General features: G+C 66.9%; 17 protein-coding genes. 14 read left to right on the top strand and 3 right to left on the bottom strand.

The window, feature by feature from the left end:
- Positions 1–72: 72 nt before the first annotated feature.
- Positions 73–315, bottom strand: coding sequence for a BolA/IbaG family iron-sulfur metabolism protein (locus tag ASG75_RS13080; RefSeq protein WP_056390196.1), 243 nt, complete (start codon positions 313–315; stop codon positions 73–75).
- A 211-nt stretch (positions 316–526) separates the two neighbouring features.
- Here ASG75_RS13080 and ASG75_RS13075 point away from each other — a divergent pair, with 211 nt between their 5' ends.
- The 13 genes from ASG75_RS13075 to ASG75_RS13015 all read left to right on the top strand — a co-directional run bounded on the left by ASG75_RS13075 (position 527) and on the right by ASG75_RS13015 (position 11,609).
- On the top strand, positions 527–1,537 hold the full coding sequence (locus tag ASG75_RS13075; protein ID WP_056390193.1) for a KpsF/GutQ family sugar-phosphate isomerase: 1,011 nt from the start codon (positions 527–529) through the stop codon (positions 1,535–1,537).
- A 67-nt stretch (positions 1,538–1,604) separates the two neighbouring features.
- A complete protein-coding gene (locus tag ASG75_RS13070) occupies positions 1,605–2,153 on the top strand; it encodes an HAD hydrolase family protein (protein WP_056390190.1) in 549 nt (182 codons plus the stop codon).
- Positions 2,150–2,746 carry an LPS export ABC transporter periplasmic protein LptC gene (lptC, locus tag ASG75_RS13065; protein WP_056390186.1) on the top strand — a complete coding sequence of 199 codons (597 nt, stop codon included), beginning with the start codon at positions 2,150–2,152 and terminating at the stop codon, positions 2,744–2,746. Before ASG75_RS13070 ends, lptC begins: the two co-directional genes overlap by 4 nt.
- On the top strand, positions 2,709–3,287 hold the full coding sequence (gene lptA / locus ASG75_RS13060; RefSeq protein ID WP_056390183.1) for a lipopolysaccharide transport periplasmic protein LptA: 579 nt from the start codon (positions 2,709–2,711) through the stop codon (positions 3,285–3,287). Before lptC ends, lptA begins: the two co-directional genes overlap by 38 nt.
- Positions 3,288–3,290: 3 nt before the next feature.
- Positions 3,291–4,010 carry an LPS export ABC transporter ATP-binding protein gene (gene lptB / locus ASG75_RS13055; RefSeq protein ID WP_056390180.1) on the top strand — a complete coding sequence of 240 codons (720 nt, stop codon included), beginning with the start codon at positions 3,291–3,293 and terminating at the stop codon, positions 4,008–4,010.
- Between the two features lie 97 nt (positions 4,011–4,107).
- The gene (locus tag ASG75_RS13050; RefSeq protein WP_056390176.1) at positions 4,108–5,562 is read left to right on the top strand and encodes an RNA polymerase factor sigma-54; all 1,455 of its coding nucleotides are present in this window, start codon (positions 4,108–4,110) and stop codon (positions 5,560–5,562) included.
- Between the two features lie 148 nt (positions 5,563–5,710).
- Entirely contained in the window at positions 5,711–6,034 is a 324-nt protein-coding gene (raiA, locus tag ASG75_RS13045) for a ribosome-associated translation inhibitor RaiA (protein ID WP_056390173.1), read from the top strand.
- A 146-nt stretch (positions 6,035–6,180) separates the two neighbouring features.
- Entirely contained in the window at positions 6,181–7,131 is a 951-nt protein-coding gene (gene hprK, locus ASG75_RS13040) for an HPr(Ser) kinase/phosphatase (protein ID WP_082547609.1), read from the top strand.
- Between the two features lie 4 nt (positions 7,132–7,135).
- Positions 7,136–8,041: an RNase adapter RapZ gene (gene rapZ, locus ASG75_RS13035; protein ID WP_056390169.1), complete on the top strand. Its 906-nt coding sequence runs from the start codon at positions 7,136–7,138 to the stop codon at positions 8,039–8,041.
- A 37-nt stretch (positions 8,042–8,078) separates the two neighbouring features.
- Positions 8,079–8,471: a PTS fructose IIA subunit family protein gene (locus tag ASG75_RS13030; protein ID WP_056390166.1), complete on the top strand. Its 393-nt coding sequence runs from the start codon at positions 8,079–8,081 to the stop codon at positions 8,469–8,471.
- Positions 8,464–8,733: an HPr family phosphocarrier protein gene (locus ASG75_RS13025; RefSeq protein WP_056390163.1), complete on the top strand. Its 270-nt coding sequence runs from the start codon at positions 8,464–8,466 to the stop codon at positions 8,731–8,733. Before ASG75_RS13030 ends, ASG75_RS13025 begins: the two co-directional genes overlap by 8 nt.
- 145 nt (positions 8,734–8,878) lie before the next feature.
- On the top strand, positions 8,879–10,624 hold the full coding sequence (ptsP, locus tag ASG75_RS13020; protein ID WP_056390160.1) for a phosphoenolpyruvate--protein phosphotransferase: 1,746 nt from the start codon (positions 8,879–8,881) through the stop codon (positions 10,622–10,624).
- 181 nt (positions 10,625–10,805) lie between these two features.
- The gene (locus ASG75_RS13015; RefSeq protein ID WP_235580234.1) at positions 10,806–11,609 is read left to right on the top strand and encodes a hypothetical protein; all 804 of its coding nucleotides are present in this window, start codon (positions 10,806–10,808) and stop codon (positions 11,607–11,609) included.
- Positions 11,610–11,644: 35 nt separating this feature from the next.
- Here the strand turns inward: ASG75_RS13015 and ASG75_RS13010 are convergent, their stop codons facing one another.
- A complete protein-coding gene (locus ASG75_RS13010; RefSeq protein WP_056390155.1) occupies positions 11,645–12,538 on the bottom strand; it encodes a LysR family transcriptional regulator in 894 nt (297 codons plus the stop codon).
- An 87-nt stretch (positions 12,539–12,625) separates the two neighbouring features.
- Between ASG75_RS13010 and ASG75_RS13005 the strand changes: the two genes are divergently transcribed.
- Positions 12,626–13,663: a YeiH family protein gene (locus ASG75_RS13005; RefSeq protein WP_056390147.1), complete on the top strand. Its 1,038-nt coding sequence runs from the start codon at positions 12,626–12,628 to the stop codon at positions 13,661–13,663.
- A 74-nt stretch (positions 13,664–13,737) separates the two neighbouring features.
- Here the strand turns inward: ASG75_RS13005 and ASG75_RS16370 are convergent, their stop codons facing one another.
- On the bottom strand, positions 13,738–14,505 hold the full coding sequence (locus ASG75_RS16370; protein WP_157616973.1) for a hypothetical protein: 768 nt from the start codon (positions 14,503–14,505) through the stop codon (positions 13,738–13,740).
- Positions 14,506–14,519: the final 14 nt, after the last annotated feature.

Here is a 14,519-nt window from a genome sequence, read left to right as displayed (position 1 = left end):
AAACTTGGACGCTCCTCCATGAGCGCAAAGAAGAACCGGCATCCATGCCGGATTTTTAAATTCGAGCGGAGATCACCCTTGGCGCGCCGCGGCTTCCTCGGGAGTCAGGGTCTTCAGGGCCAGCGCGTGGATCGCGCCGCCCATCAGCTCGCCCAGCGTGGCATACACCAGCCGATGCCGCGCCAGCGGCAGCTTGCCGGCGAACTGGCTGGCGATCACGGTGGCCTCGAAATGCACGCCATCGGCCCCGCTGACCTCGGCCTGGGCACCGGGCAGGCCATTTTCGATCATCGCCTGGATGCGGGCGGGGTCCATCGGGGAGTGTTCCATGCGGGAGCTCGGGCCAACCGGCAGCGGATTCCGTCACGACTGGAATCCATTGCGCTGGCTTATGACGTTAAAATGCGGATATGCCATGGTAATGGAAATCCGCTGGCGCAGAAATGACAGTGGTTCCGGATCGGCCCGAACGTGGCCGCCCGCCATGGCTACCCGGGCATTCGTCCCGCCCTTTCATCGAGCCCCCATGAACGCACGCATCGCCCCGCCCGCCCCGATCGACCTGAACCCGGATGCCATCATGCGCAGCGCGCGCACGGTGGTGGTCACCGAGGCGGCTGCGGTCGAGGCGCTGGAGTCGCGGATCGGGCCGGCCTTCGTCGAGGCCTGCCGGCTGATCCTGGGCTGCAAGGGCCGCGTGGTGGTCAGCGGCATGGGCAAGTCCGGGCATATCGGGCGCAAGATCGCCGCCACCCTGGCTTCCACCGGCACGCCGGCGTTCTTCGTGCACCCGGGCGAGGCCAGCCACGGCGACCTCGGCATGATCCTGCCGCAGGACGTGGTGCTGGCGATCTCCTACTCCGGCGAGACCGACGAGCTGCTGCTGATCCTGCCGGTGATCAAGCGCCAGGGCATCCCGCTGATCGCGATCACCGGACGCCCCGGTTCCTCGCTGGCGACCCAAGCCGACGTGCACCTGGACGGCAGCATCTCCAATGAAGCCTGCCCGCTCGGCCTGGCGCCGACCACCAGCACCACGGTGGCGCTGGTGCTGGGCGACGCGCTGGCGATCGCGCTGCTGGAGGCGCGCGGCTTCACCTCGGACGACTTCGCCCGCTCGCATCCGGCCGGCGCGCTGGGCCGGCGCCTGCTGCTGCACATCGGCGACGTGATGCATACCGGCGACGACGTGCCGCGGGTCTCGCCCGACGCCAGCCTCACCGCCGCCCTGGTCGAGATGACCCGCAAGCACCTGGGCATGACCGCCGTGGTCGACGCCGAACAGCGCCTGCTCGGGGTGTTCACCGACGGCGACCTGCGCCGCGCGCTGGACGACGAGGGCGTGGACCTGCGCGGCGCCACCGTGGCCGAACTGATGACCCGCGGCCCGAAGACGATCGGCGCCGACAAGCTGGCGGCGGAAGCGGCGCAGCTGATGGAGAAGTACCAGATCCACGCGCTGCTGGTGGTCGACGACGAACAGCACGTGGTGGGCGCACTGAACATTCATGATCTGCTCCGTGCGCGTGTGGTTTGATTTGCCTCGGCAAATCAAAAAAATCAAACACGCCGCTCTTGACTTGGCTCCCCCAGAACATCATTCCGTGCCCATCGATTACCTCGCCAATTGCCCTGCTGACACCCTCGCCCGCGCCGCAAAGATCCGCCTGGCGGTGTTCGACGTGGACGGCACGCTGACCGACGGCCGCCTGTGGTACAGCGAAGACGGCCGCGAAACCAAGGTGTTCCACGTGCACGACGGGCTCGGCCTGAAGCGCCTGCAAGCGAACGGCATCCAGGTGGCGCTGATCACCGCGCGGATCAGCCACCCGGTCGCGCTGCGTGCCGAGGAACTGGACATCGCCCACGTCTACCAGGGCCAGGGCGACAAGCGCGCCTGCCTGCTGGAATTGCTCGATGCGTTGAACCTCACACCCGCACAGGCGGCGTTCACCGGCGACGACCTGCCCGACCTGCCGCCGATGCGCATCGCCGGGCTGGCCGTGGCGGTGGCGAACGCCCACCCGTGGGTGGCCGAGGCGGCGCACTGGCAGACCGCACGAAGCGGCGGCATGGGCGCGGCGCGCGAGGTCTGCGACCTGATCCTGCACGCGCAAGGCAAGAGCGACGCCGAGCGGGAGCGCTGGCAGTGAGCCTTCGCCGCGACCTGCGCGACCGGCGCCTGCCGGCCGCGACCATCGCCGTCGCGCTCGCCGCGGGCGTGGCCCAACTGCTGCTGTGGTGGTTCGGGCCGGCACCGAAGACCAGCGATTTCGTCGGCCCGCCGCGCTCCAGCTACACCCTCACCAACGCCCGCATGACCGAATTCAACGCCGCGGGCCAGCCCAGCTTCCGCCTGCAGTCGCCGCACCTGGAACGCCGCGAGGGCGACGACTCGCTCTACCTCAACTCGCCCACCTTCCAGTTGCCGGCCAACCAGGCCGGCGTGCCGGACTGGCAGGGCCAGTCGCTGTACGGCTGGGTCAACAAGGATGGCAGCCAGCTCAAGCTGCAGGGCCCGGTGGAGATGCACCGGGAGGCGTTCGTCAATGCGCCGGCGGCGCGCATCCAGACCGCCGACGTCACTGCGTGGCCGAAGCAGAACCGCCTGGAAACCGCAGCCCCGGCGCAGATGGTGCAAGGCGGCACTAGAATCAGCGGTATCGGCATGCGTGCCGACCTCAACGACAAACACCTGGAGCTGCTCGATGATGTCCATGCCACCTTCCCGCCGCGCAAGCGCTAGGTTCGCGCTCGCCGTCGCAGCCCTCGGCCTGCTTGCGGCCCAGCCGGCGCTGGCCAAGAAGAGCGACCGCCAGCAGGAAATGCACATCGCCGCGAAGAACTTCGACGGCTTCCAGAAGCCGAACAGCGTGAGCACCCTGACCGGCAACGTGGTGATCAGCCAGGGCACGCTGAAGGCCAGCGGCGGCCAGGCCAAGGTGTATTTCGACGCCGACAGCCAGATCAGCCGGGTCGTCATCACCGGCAGTCCGGCCCATCTGGAACAGCTGGACGAGAACGACAACCTGGTGTTCGGCGACGCCGCCACGCTCGACTACGACAACCTCAAGGGCATCGCCGTGCTCAGCGGCAACGCCTCGATCACCCAGAAGGGCCGCGGCGACGCGCACGGCGACAAGCTCACCTACAACACCGAAACCAGCGAGATGACCGGCGAGAGCGCCGGCGACGGCCTGGTCCACATGACCTTCAAGCCCAAGCCGCAACCGGCCGCTGCCCCGGCGCCAGCCAAGAGCAGCCCGGCGCCGCAGGGACAACCGTAACCGATGCTGTCCGCCGAAGGTCTGCAAAAGAGTTTCAAGTCGCGCCAGGTCGTACGCGATTTCGGCTTTTCGATCCGCGAAGGCGAGGTGGTCGGCCTGCTCGGCCCCAACGGCGCCGGCAAGACCACCTGCTTCTACATGGTGGTCGGCCTGATCGAGGCCGATGGCGGCACGATCAAGCTGGACAAGCTGGACATCACCGGCCTGCCGATGCATGCGCGCGCCCGGCTCGGCATCGGCTACCTGCCGCAGGAGGCGTCGGTATTCCGCCGGCTCAGCGTGTCCGACAACATCATGGCCGTGCTGGAACTGCGCGACGGGCTCAGCGAGCAGCAGCGCAGCGCCGAGCTGGAAAACCTGCTGGACGAACTGAAGATCGCGCACATCGCCGGACAGAAGGGCATCAGCCTGTCCGGCGGCGAGCGGCGCCGGGTGGAGATCGCCCGCGCGCTGGCCGCCAACCCGCGCTACATGCTGCTGGACGAGCCGTTCGCCGGGGTCGACCCGATCTCGGTCGGCGAGATCCAGCGCATCGTGCGACATCTGAAGGAGCGCGGCATCGGCGTACTGATCACCGACCACAACGTGCGCGAAACCCTGGGCATCTGCGACCGCGCCTACATTCTGAACGACGGCGAGGTGCTGTCGCGCGGCACCCCGGCGCACATCCTCGCCGACGAGAAGGTGCGCGAGGTCTACCTGGGCCGCGAATTCCGCCTTTGAATTACCTGTCGCGGCCCGCTTCCGCTGCGGGCCGCGGCTATGGCTGCATCCGCGGGCACGCGTTACGATGGCGGCGACCCCATTCGACCCGGCTGGTATGAAACCTGCTCTACAGTTTCGCCTCCACCAGCAGCTGACCCTGACGCCGCAATTGCAGCAGGCGATCCGCCTGTTGCAGCTGTCGCAACTGGAGCTGGAAGCCGAACTGCGGCAGATCGCCGAGAGCAACCCGCTGCTGGAGTTTGCCGATGAGGTCGAGGACGACGAGGCAACCGAGAGCATCGAGGCCGAAAGCGAATACCCCAGCGTCGAGACGGTCGCCGCCAGCAGCAACGATGACGGCGAGGCCAGCGAATGGTCGGACGGCGGCGGTGTCGCCGAGACGCCGATCGACTTCTCCAGCAACAGCATCGGCAGCAGCAGCGGCTCGCGCGGCGACGACGATTTCGAGCCGCAGAACGCCGCGCCGGAAACCCTGCAGCAGCACCTGCTGTGGCAGCTCAACCTCACTTCGTTCAACTCGCGCCAGCATCTGATCGCCACCGTGCTGATCGACGCGCTGAATCCTGCCGGCTACCTGGGCGAAGGGCTGGAGGCGGTGCTCGCCGCCCTGCCGGCCGACTTCAACGCCAGCATCGAGGAAGTCGACGCCGTACGCCGCCAGCTGCAGGGCTTCGACCCCGCCGGCGTGGGCAGCCTCGACCTGCGCGACTGCCTGCGCGTGCAACTGGAACAGTTCGCCGCGGGCACACCGCAGCGCGATCTGGCGCTGCGCATCGTCGACGACGAACTCGACCTGCTTGCGCGCAACGACATCGCCCGGCTGGCACGGCGCCTGCGCGCCAGCGAAGACGACGTGGCCGCGGCCGCCGTACTGATCCGCAGCCTCGACCCGCGCCCTGGCGCCGCGCTCGACGCCACCCCGGTGGAATACGTGGCGCCAGACGTCTACGCGCTGCGCGACGGCAGCCGCTGGCGGGTCAGCCTGAATCCCGATGCCCAGCCGCGGCTGGGCCTCAACCAGCACTATTGCGGCCTGATCGCCAAGGCGCACGGCGAAGACGCCAGCTGGATGCGCGGCCAGCTGCAGGAGGCGCGCTGGCTGATCAAGAGCCTGGAATCGCGCGCCGAGACCCTGCTCAAGGTCGCCGAGGCGATCGTGCGGCGGCAAAGCGCATTTCTCGACTACGGCCCCGAAGCCATGCATCCGCTGGTGCTGCGCGAGGTGGCCGAGGAAGTGGGCATGCACGAATCCACCATTTCGCGCGTCACCACCCGAAAATACATGCACACCCCGCGCGGCACGTTCGAGCTGAAATATTTTTTTTCCAGCGGCGTCTCCACCGAGGACGGCGGCAGCGCCTCGGCCACCGCGATCCAGGCCATGCTGCGCAAGCTGATCGAGGCCGAGGACGTGCGCAAACCGTTGTCCGACCTGGCGATCGCCGAGGAACTGCAGCGCAAGGGCATCCAGGTCGCCCGCCGCACCGTCGCCAAATACCGGGAGGGGCTGCGCATTCCCACGTCCAGCGAGCGCCAGCGCGCCAGCTGATCGTCGCCAGGGACACTCGCGGGAACTTGGTTAACGGAAAAGCGCTCCCATACCTGCTAGAGAGTGATTGACGATGTGCCCGGCCCCCGGGCCCGGCACGTCCACCCCGCCGCGAAACGCGGCACTGCACCACCAGAGGAGGCGCCCCATGCAATTCCAACTCAGCGGCCAGCAGATTGAAGTCACCCCGGCCCTGCGCGACCACGCCACCGCCAAGCTCGACCGCCTCACCCGCCTCGACGACAAATTGAAGAGCCTTGCGATCGTGCTGTCGGTCGACAAGCTCCAGCACCGCGCGGAGGGCACCCTGGGCGTCGTCGGCGCCACCTTGCACGCCGAGGCCACCGAGGCCGACATGTATGCCTCCCTCGACGTGTTGTTCGACAAGCTGGTCAACCAGCTGCGCAAGTACCGCCAGAAGGTCGCCGACAAGCACCAGCGCGAAGCGCGCGAAGAGCGTCAGTACGGCTGATCCCGGCCACAGCTGGCCGATCACGGCCCGCCCCCCCGGGCGGGCCGTTTTTCCTTCTGAACACGCGTATCCGCCCAAGCTGGCACAATGGTCATGCCGTCGCAAAGGCCCTTCGGGCCCCGACATGCGGCGCAAAGGACCCAGGTTTGGATCGGATCAGCGCACGACAACTCTACGATGGCGTCCACGAACGCATGGCCCTGCGCTGGGTGTCCGGCATGCGCGGGGAATCGCGCGTGCTCGAGCCGGGCGTGGCGCAGGCGCGCCGGCCGTCGCTGATCGGCTACCTCAACGTCATCTACCCGAACAAGATCCAGATCATCGGCTCGGAAGAACTGAACTTCCTCGACGGACTGGATTCGCGCCAGCGCTGGGAGGTGATGCACAAGATCGCCGCCTACCAGCCGGTGGCGCTGATCGTGACCAAGGACCAGACCGTGCCGGCCGACCTGCGCGAGGTCGCCGAGGAAACCAACACGCCGCTGTGGATCAGCCCCAAGCGCGGCCACGAACTGCTCACCTACCTGCAGTACCACCTGGCGCGCATGCTGGCGGCGAAGACCACCCTGCACGGCGTGTTCCTGGAAGTGTTCTCGATCGGCGTGCTGATCACCGGCGAAGCCGGCTCCGGCAAGAGCGAGCTGGCGCTGGAACTGATCAGCCGCGGCCACCGGCTGGTCGCCGACGACGCCACCGAATTCACCCTGATCGCGCCAGACGTGATCGACGGCAGCTGCCCCGAGCTGCTGCAGGACCTGCTGGAAGTGCGCGGGCTGGGCGTGCTCAACGTGCGCGAGATGTTCGGCCACATGTCGGTCAAGACGTCCAAGTACCTGCGCCTGGTGGTCCACCTCAAGCCGTTGCGCGACGGCGAGGAGACAGACGCGCTGACCCGCCTCACCGGCGACATCGGCCACCGCGAGATCTTCGACGTGCAGGTGCCGATGATCACCATTCCGGTAGCCTCGGGCCGCAACCTGGCGGTGCTGGTCGAGGCCGCCGTGCGCAGCCACGCGCTGAAGAGCAAGGGCATCGACCCGGCGCAAACCTTCATCGACCGCCAGGCGCACCAGCTGCGCCGGCTGCCCCCATGGTGAACGCATGAGCGACGACTACACACCCCCCACTCCGCTGGTCGACCCGCACGAGATTCACCTGATCGTGCTGACCGGCATGTCCGGCGGCGGCAAGACGGTGGCGCTGCGCGCGCTGGAGGACCTGGAGTTCTACTGCGTCGACAACCTGCCCTCGGTACTGCTGCCGCAACTGGTCAACGCAGCCACCAGCGGCGACCGTCGCGGCCGGCCGCGCCGCATCGCCGTGGGCGTGGACGTGCGCAACCGCGGCTCCGATTTCGCGCACATGCCGACCGTGCTGTCGGAACTGGCCGCGGCCGGCGTGCAGGTGCACCTGATTTTTCTGGATTGCCGCGACGAAGTGCTGATCAAGCGCTATTCGGAAACCCGCCGCCGCCATCCACTGGCCACCCGCGGCGTGTCGCTGGCCGACGCGATCGTCGAGGAGCGCAAGCTGCTGCGCCCGCTGATGGCGATCGCCGAGAAGGTGATCGACTCCAGCGAACTCAACGTGCACCAGCTGCGCCGGCTGGTGGCCACCGGCTACGCGCAGGCCACCGAGGGGCTGACCCTGATGTTCCAGTCGTTCGCGTTCAAGCGCGGGCTGCCGCTGGACGCGGACTTCGTGTTCGACGCGCGCTGCCTGCCGAACCCGCACTGGCACCCGCACCTGCGTCCGCTGTCGGGCAAGGATGCGCCGGTGCGCGAATTCCTCGACGCCGAGCCGCTGGTCGGCGAATACTTCATCGACACCGCACGCTGGCTGGACGCCTGGCTGCCGCGCTTCGAACAGGACGACCGCAGCTACGTGACCATCTCGATCGGCTGCACCGGCGGCCGCCATCGTTCGGTCTACCTGGTCGAGAAGCTCGCCGCCCACTATCGCGGCCACCGCGAAGGCGTGCTCACCTTCCATCGCGAGCTGGAGTGACGATGACGACTCCTGCAAACACCTCGGGTCGCCGGCCATGAGCGTCGGCGTGCTGCTGATGACCCACGAAGCGGTCGGCCACGCGCTGATCTCCGCCGCGCACCACGTGATGCCGAAACTGCCGCTACAGGTGGCCGCGGTGGAAGTGCCGCCCAGCGCCGACCCCGACGTGATGCGCACGCTCACCGCGCACCACGCGCGCGAGCTCGACACCGGCGACGGCGTGCTGATCCTGGCCGACCTGTACGGCGCCACGCCGTGCAATATCGGCTTGTCGCTGGGCGCGCTCGGCGTGCATCTTCGCTGCGTCTCCGGCCTCAACCTGCCGATGCTGCTGCGCGTACTCAACTATGCGGAAAAACCACTGGACGAACTGGCCGAGATCGCGGCCAGCGGTGGCCGCGGAGGAATCTTCATCGACCATGCTTGAAAAGGAGATCGTCATCACCAACCGGCTGGGTCTGCACGCCCGCGCCTCGGCCAAGCTGGTACAACTGGTGCAGGGTTTCAAATCCACCGTGTGGCTGGTCAGCAAGGGGCGTGAGGTCAACGCGCAAAGCATCATGGGCGTGATGATGCTGGCCGCCGGCCTCGGCAGCCCGCTGACTGTCCGCGCCGACGGGCCGGACGAGGAGTCCGCACTGGCCGCGGTGGTCGCGCTGTTCGAGCGCAAGTTCGACGAGGGAGCATGATTCGCATGGGAGTCGGGAATCGGGATTCTGGATTCGGCAAAGCCGGCAGCATGAAGCTGGCGGTGAACCGCCAGTCCGTGCGCGCGCTGCTTCTACCGATTCCCGGCTCCCGATTCCCGACTCCCGGCTCCGCCAGGAGCCACCCGTGAGGCACATCCTTCCCGGCACCATCGCCGCCCATGGCATGGCGCTGGGCCGCGCGCGGCTGGTGCAACCCAGTCGCTACACGGTCGACACCCGGCCGCTGGCCGAAGAGGAAGTCGAGGTCGAGCTCCAGCGCCTGCACCAGGCGCTGGACACCGCGCGGCAGGAACTGCGCGAGCTGCGCGGCAAGCTGCACGGCGCGCTGGCGCGCGAGGTCAACGAATTCATCGACGCGCACAGCCTGCTGCTGGACGACGCCGAACTGCTGCGCGGGCTGGACGACCTGGTGCGGATCGGCCACTACCGCCCCGGCGCGGCGCTGAAGAAACAACGCGATCGCCTGTCCGCCGTGTTCGAGGCGATGGACGACCCCTACCTGCGCAGCCGCAAGGAAGACGTCGAGCAGGTGATCAATCGGGTGATCTCCGCGCTGCAGCGGCAGACCAGCCCGGAGGAACGCAAGCTGGCCGCGCGCGTGGGCGAGATCCTGATCGCCGACAGCATCGCGCCGGCGGACATGGCGCAGCTGGCCGGCAACGGCCTGCTCGGCGTGGTCGCCAGTTCCGGCAGCGCGTATTCGCACAGCGCGATCCTGGCGCGCAGCCTCGGCCTGCCGATGCTGGTCGGCACCCGCGACGCGCTGTCGAACATCCACGACGACGACCTGATCCTGCTCGACGCCGAACGCGGCGAGGCGATCGTGCACCCGGCCGCGCAGGACCTGTCGCGCTACCGCGCCTGGCAACGCGAGGCGTTAATCGAGGGCCGCCGCCTGGCCAAGCTGGCCAACGCACCTACGCGCACCCGCGACGGCGTCGAGATCGCCCTGCTGGCGAACGCCGAAACCGCGGCCGACGTGGCGATGGCGCGCGCCCGCGGCGCCGACGGCGTCGGTCTGTACCGCACCGAATTCCTGTTCCTCAAGCACAAGGGACTGCCGTCGGAAGACGAACAGTTCATCGCCTACCGCGACCTGGTGATGGGCATGGGCGGCCTGCCGGTCACCATCCGCACGCTGGACCTGGGCGCCGACAAGGCCGATGCCGCCGGACTCACCCTGCGCGGCGAGGACAACCCGGCGCTCGGCGTGCGCGGCGTGCGCTTGTCGCTGCGCTACCCGGCCGTGTTCACCACGCAGATCCGCGCGATCCTGCGCGCCGCCTGCTACGGCCCGGTGCGCGTGCTGGTGCCGATGGTGACCCAGCCCGACGAACTGATCGCGGTGCGCACGCTGTTCAAGCTGGCGCGGCAGGACCTCAAGCGCGAGAACATCGACCTGCCGGAAAAACTGCCGCTGGGCGCGATGATCGAGGTGCCGGCGGCGGCGATCAACGTGCGCGCGCTGCTGGAGCACGCCGACTTCCTGGCCATCGGCACCAACGACCTGGCCCAGTACGTGCTCGCCGCCGACCGCGGCAACGACGCGCTGGAAAACATCTACAACCCGCTGCAGCCGGCGCTGCTGCGGCTGATCTCGCACGTGCTCAGCGCCGGCCGCCGCGCCGGGAAACCGGTCAGCCTGTGCGGCGAGATCGCCGGCGACGTGAACTTCACCGCGCTGCTGCTGCTGCTCGGGCTCAACGAATTCAGCATGCACCCGGCGCAGATCCTGCAGGTACGCGACCGCCTTGCCGCGCTCGACCACGCCCACCTGCGCCGCCACGCCGCGCAGTTGCTGCGCGCGCATACCCACGAGCAGGCCGCGGCGATGTTGAACGAGATCGTGGGCGCAGCCGCCCCGAACTGAGCCCCTGCTTCCGGCGGGCTCATCCCCCTTCGTCACGAATCGTTTCGCTGCGCTTTACATTTCCGGGCGCATCGTCAGCGGCTCAGGGGAAAACCGCTGCGTGCACGTTCTTCACCGCCCGGACTGCGGCACGACAACTCCGCACCATCAAACCGATCCACGGCCAATGGGGAGTGTCATCATGAACAAGTCACTTGTCGCTGTACTTCTGGGAGGGTTGCTGGGGGCATGCCTGATGCCCTCGCCGGCCACGGCGCAAAGCGCCTTCGACGGTACCTGGAAGATCGACCTGAAGAAGGTCGAGATGCCGAAGAAGCCCGACGTCCTGCTGCTGCAGAACGGCAGGTACCACTGCAAGACCTGCGTTCCGCCGGTCAGCGTGAAGGCCGACGGCACCGACCAGCCGGTCAGTGGCCATCCGTACTACGACACGATGGCGGTGACCGTCGTCGACGACCACGCGATCCACGAGATCGACAAGAAGAACGGCAAGGTCATCTCGGACTCGACCATGACCGTGGCCGCCGACGGCAAGACGGCGAGCTTCGAGTTCACCGACAGCAGCAACAACAACACCGACCCGGTGACCGGCAACGGCACCATGGTGCGCGTGGCGAAGGGACCGGCCGGCGCGCACGCGGTTTCCGGCTCGTGGCGCACGCAGAGCTACGGCAGCGTCTCGGACAACGCGCTGACCCGCAGCTACAAGGTCGATGGCGACATGTTCAGCATGAACGCGCCAACCGGCGAGTCGTATACGGCGAAGATGGACGGCAGCGAAGTCCCGTACAGGGGCGACCCCGGCGCGACCAGCGTCTCGGTGAAGAAATTGAGTTCGCACGTCATGCAGGAAACCGACAAGCGCGACGGCAAGATCATCAGCGTGGCGAAAATGACCGTCGCTCCCGATGGCAAGAGCATGACCATCGCGGTCGACGACAAATTGCACGGCACTCACATGTCGTTCGTGGCGATGAAACAGTAAGTGGCAAGCGCAGGCCAGGGAGGCCTGCCGCCGGCTCAGCGCCCACGCTCGAGGTCGATCCCCTCGAGGAACGCGTCCAGCAGCGCACCGCGGTATTTCCGCCGGTGCAGCAGCAACGAGAGCTTGCGACGCAGGTCGAGGAACGGCGTCTTCAACGCCTTCAGCCGCCCGGTCGCCAGCGCATCGGTGACCGCCACCGCCGGCAGGCAGGCGATGCCCAGCCCCGCCACCACGGCCTGTTTGATCGCCTCGATCTGGTCCAGTTCCAGCACGGTTTCGCCGGGCGGCAACTGCGCCAGCACGCGCTCGCTGGTGGCGCGCGTGGCCGAGCCGGGCTCGCGCAGCACCCAGCGCGCGCCGGCGAAATCGGCTGGCTTCAAGCTGCGCCGGCGTGCCAGTGGATGTTCCGGCGGCGCGCATACCACCAGCAGGTCGTCGCGCCACGGCCGCACTTCCAGCAGCGGGTGCGCCACCGGCCCTTCGACGCAGCCGACGTCCAGGCTGTGCTCGAGCATGGCGGCGGCGATCGTCTCGGTATTCGCCACGCGCAGGCGGATCGCCACCTGCGGATGCGCGCGCACGAAATCGCCGAGCAGTTCGCCGACCAGGTAATTGCCCACCGTATTGCTGGCGCCGATGCGCAGCTCGCCACCCAGCGCGGCGCCCTCCTCGCGGCCGCGCCGGCCGAACTCGGCATGCCGTTCCAGCAGCTCCTGCGCCAGCGGCAGCAGTTCGCGCCCGCGCGCATTCAGGCGCAAACGGCCGCGTTCGCGGTCGAACAGCGGCGCATCCAGCTGCCGCTCCATCTCCGCCAACGCCATGCTGGCCGCCGGCTGGGTCAGGTGCAGCCGCTCGGCGGCGGCACGCACGCTGCCGTGCAGCGCAATCTGCACGAACACGTCCAACTGGCGCGGGCTGATGTTGATCATCAAACTATCTTATACGTCCTATCATATATTCCAAATTTTCCTGATTGATGCACGAGCGGACAATGGCGCGATTGCCGGAGCCCATGCATGAACACGCCATCCCTCGCCATCACCCCCTCGTTGGTTCGACAACGCGCCCCCGGCTTGCTGCTGGCGGTGGCGATCGGCCTGCTGGCGCTGCTGCTGGGGCGCTGGGCGCCGCTGATCGGCGGCCCGGTGATCGGCATCGTGCTGGGTATCGTGGTGCGCAACTTGCTGTCGCCGGGCGAGCGCTACAACCCCGGCATCGCGTTCGCCGGCAAGAAGGTGCTGCAGTGGTCGATCATCGCGCTGGGCTTCGGGCTCAGCCTGAGCCAGGTGGCGAAGACCGGCCTCGAATCGCTGTCGGTGACCCTGGTGACGATGAGCGTGGCCTTCCTCGCCGCCTGGGGGCTCGGCCGCTGGCTCGGCGTGCACGACAAGCTGATGGTGCTGATCGGCGTGGGCACCGCGATCTGCGGCGGTTCGGCGATCGCCGCGGCAACGCCGATCATCCGCGCGGACGACCACGACACCGCGTTCGCGATCTCCACCATTTTCCTGTTCAACGTGATCGCCGTGCTGCTGTTTCCGCTGCTCGGCCACCTGATGAACCTGTCCGACCTGGGCTTCGGCTTGTGGGCCGGCACCGCGATCAACGACACCTCGTCGGTGGTCGCCGCCGGCTACAGCTACAGCCACGCCGCCGGCGACTACGCCACCATCGTCAAGCTGACCCGCGCCACCCTGATCATCCCGGTCTGCCTGGTGCTCGCCTTCGTCGTCGCCGCCCGCGAGAAACGCAAGCAGGCAGAAGCCGGCAGCGTCGGCCACTTCAGCCTCGCCCGCATCTTTCCGTGGTTCATTCTGTGGTTCCTGGTCGCCTCAGCCGTGCGCACCGCCGGCCTGATTCCCACCGCGGTCCAGCCCGTGCTGCACATGCTGGCCGAATTCCTGATCATCGTGGCGCTCACCGCCATCGGCCTGTCCGCCAACCTGCGCAAGATGGCCGCCAGCGGCGCACGGCCGATCCTGCTGGGGCTGGGCGTATGGGTCGCGGTGGCAGTGAGCAGCTTGCTGGTGCAGCTGGCGATTGGGCAGATATGAAACCGGGTTCTCTGCATGGCTCATGCGCAAACTGCAAACTGCGTGATTCTTAAATATCCCGCTTTCGAAAGCAGCTATTTGCGCACACCAACTTCTGTCTGAGAAGACCAGTCGGGGTACAAGTTCGCCGCTCGGTCACAAAATTTGCGGATGGCGTCCAATTGGCCTGAGTCGAAGCTATCACTCGACACCGTGAACCATGATCGGTCGCCCAAAACAGTCAATGATGTAGTGCCTCTGTAACGACTGTACTTTGCCGATCGAATCTCCAAGGCAGGAAATGCTTTTGCACGAAAATAGCTCGAAAATCGGATTTCATCATCAAACATTTGGACGCGGCATGATAGCGAGTCCGCGGCATTTTTCAGGATGATGAATCCCGTTAAGAAGAAGAAGCAGACAACAAAAACCATATACCCACTCGGCTTCATCAGGAACGTTACAACTGCAAAAGCAGGCAACCCAATGCCAAGCAGTAGAAGATTGAGGAGGACAGCTAGAATCTTGGAACTCGATGGCTTCAACATCGTGAATTCTCGAGTTCGCGACTCCATAGCCGACCCGTCAACCTTGATCCACGCAAGCCCAATCGTTCGATTGTGTTGAACTTTGACACCTAAAATTACGCTGGAGGCAAACAATAGGAATATGCCCGCGTTGAAGAGAAGCCAATCCGTCGACCAAGCCGCGAGATGGGGCAGCGCGCTGACAACGGAGTTTTTTCGCGCAGTAAACAGGGTCACTATGCCGAGGCATAGCGCCGTCGCTCCGAGGGCTGAAATGACCGGAAAGCACCATGAAAAGGCAAAGCTATTTTGTTGCAACTGATTTGTTTGCGGCATTCGCGCCCCCCGAC

The sequence above is a fragment of the Rhodanobacter sp. Soil772 genome (genome assembly GCF_001428385.1).
Classification (GTDB): domain Bacteria; phylum Pseudomonadota; class Gammaproteobacteria; order Xanthomonadales; family Rhodanobacteraceae; genus Rhodanobacter.
The sequence above is the reverse complement of the archived record's forward strand: the minus strand, read 5'-3'. Positions and strand labels throughout refer to the sequence as shown.

Excerpts from the sequence above, each read along its gene's own strand:
- ASG75_RS13080 (WP_056390196.1), bottom strand. The coding sequence starts at position 315 with ATGGACCCCGCCCGCATCCAGGCGATGATCGAAAATGGCCTGCCCGGT.
- ASG75_RS13075 (WP_056390193.1), top strand. The coding sequence starts at position 527 with ATGAACGCACGCATCGCCCCGCCCGCCCCGATCGACCTGAACCCGGAT.
- lptA (WP_056390183.1), top strand. The coding sequence starts at position 2,709 with ATGATGTCCATGCCACCTTCCCGCCGCGCAAGCGCTAGGTTCGCGCTC.
- lptB (WP_056390180.1), top strand. The coding sequence starts at position 3,291 with ATGCTGTCCGCCGAAGGTCTGCAAAAGAGTTTCAAGTCGCGCCAGGTC.
- ASG75_RS13050 (WP_056390176.1), top strand. The coding sequence starts at position 4,108 with ATGAAACCTGCTCTACAGTTTCGCCTCCACCAGCAGCTGACCCTGACG.
- raiA (WP_056390173.1), top strand. The coding sequence starts at position 5,711 with ATGCAATTCCAACTCAGCGGCCAGCAGATTGAAGTCACCCCGGCCCTG.
- rapZ (WP_056390169.1), top strand. The coding sequence starts at position 7,136 with ATGAGCGACGACTACACACCCCCCACTCCGCTGGTCGACCCGCACGAG.
- ASG75_RS13030 (WP_056390166.1), top strand. The coding sequence starts at position 8,079 with ATGAGCGTCGGCGTGCTGCTGATGACCCACGAAGCGGTCGGCCACGCG.
- ASG75_RS13025 (WP_056390163.1), top strand. The coding sequence starts at position 8,464 with ATGCTTGAAAAGGAGATCGTCATCACCAACCGGCTGGGTCTGCACGCC.
- ASG75_RS13015 (WP_235580234.1), top strand. The coding sequence starts at position 10,806 with ATGAACAAGTCACTTGTCGCTGTACTTCTGGGAGGGTTGCTGGGGGCA.
- ASG75_RS13010 (WP_056390155.1), bottom strand. The coding sequence starts at position 12,538 with ATGATCAACATCAGCCCGCGCCAGTTGGACGTGTTCGTGCAGATTGCG.
- ASG75_RS13005 (WP_056390147.1), top strand. The coding sequence starts at position 12,626 with ATGAACACGCCATCCCTCGCCATCACCCCCTCGTTGGTTCGACAACGC.
- ASG75_RS16370 (WP_157616973.1), bottom strand. The coding sequence starts at position 14,505 with ATGCCGCAAACAAATCAGTTGCAACAAAATAGCTTTGCCTTTTCATGG.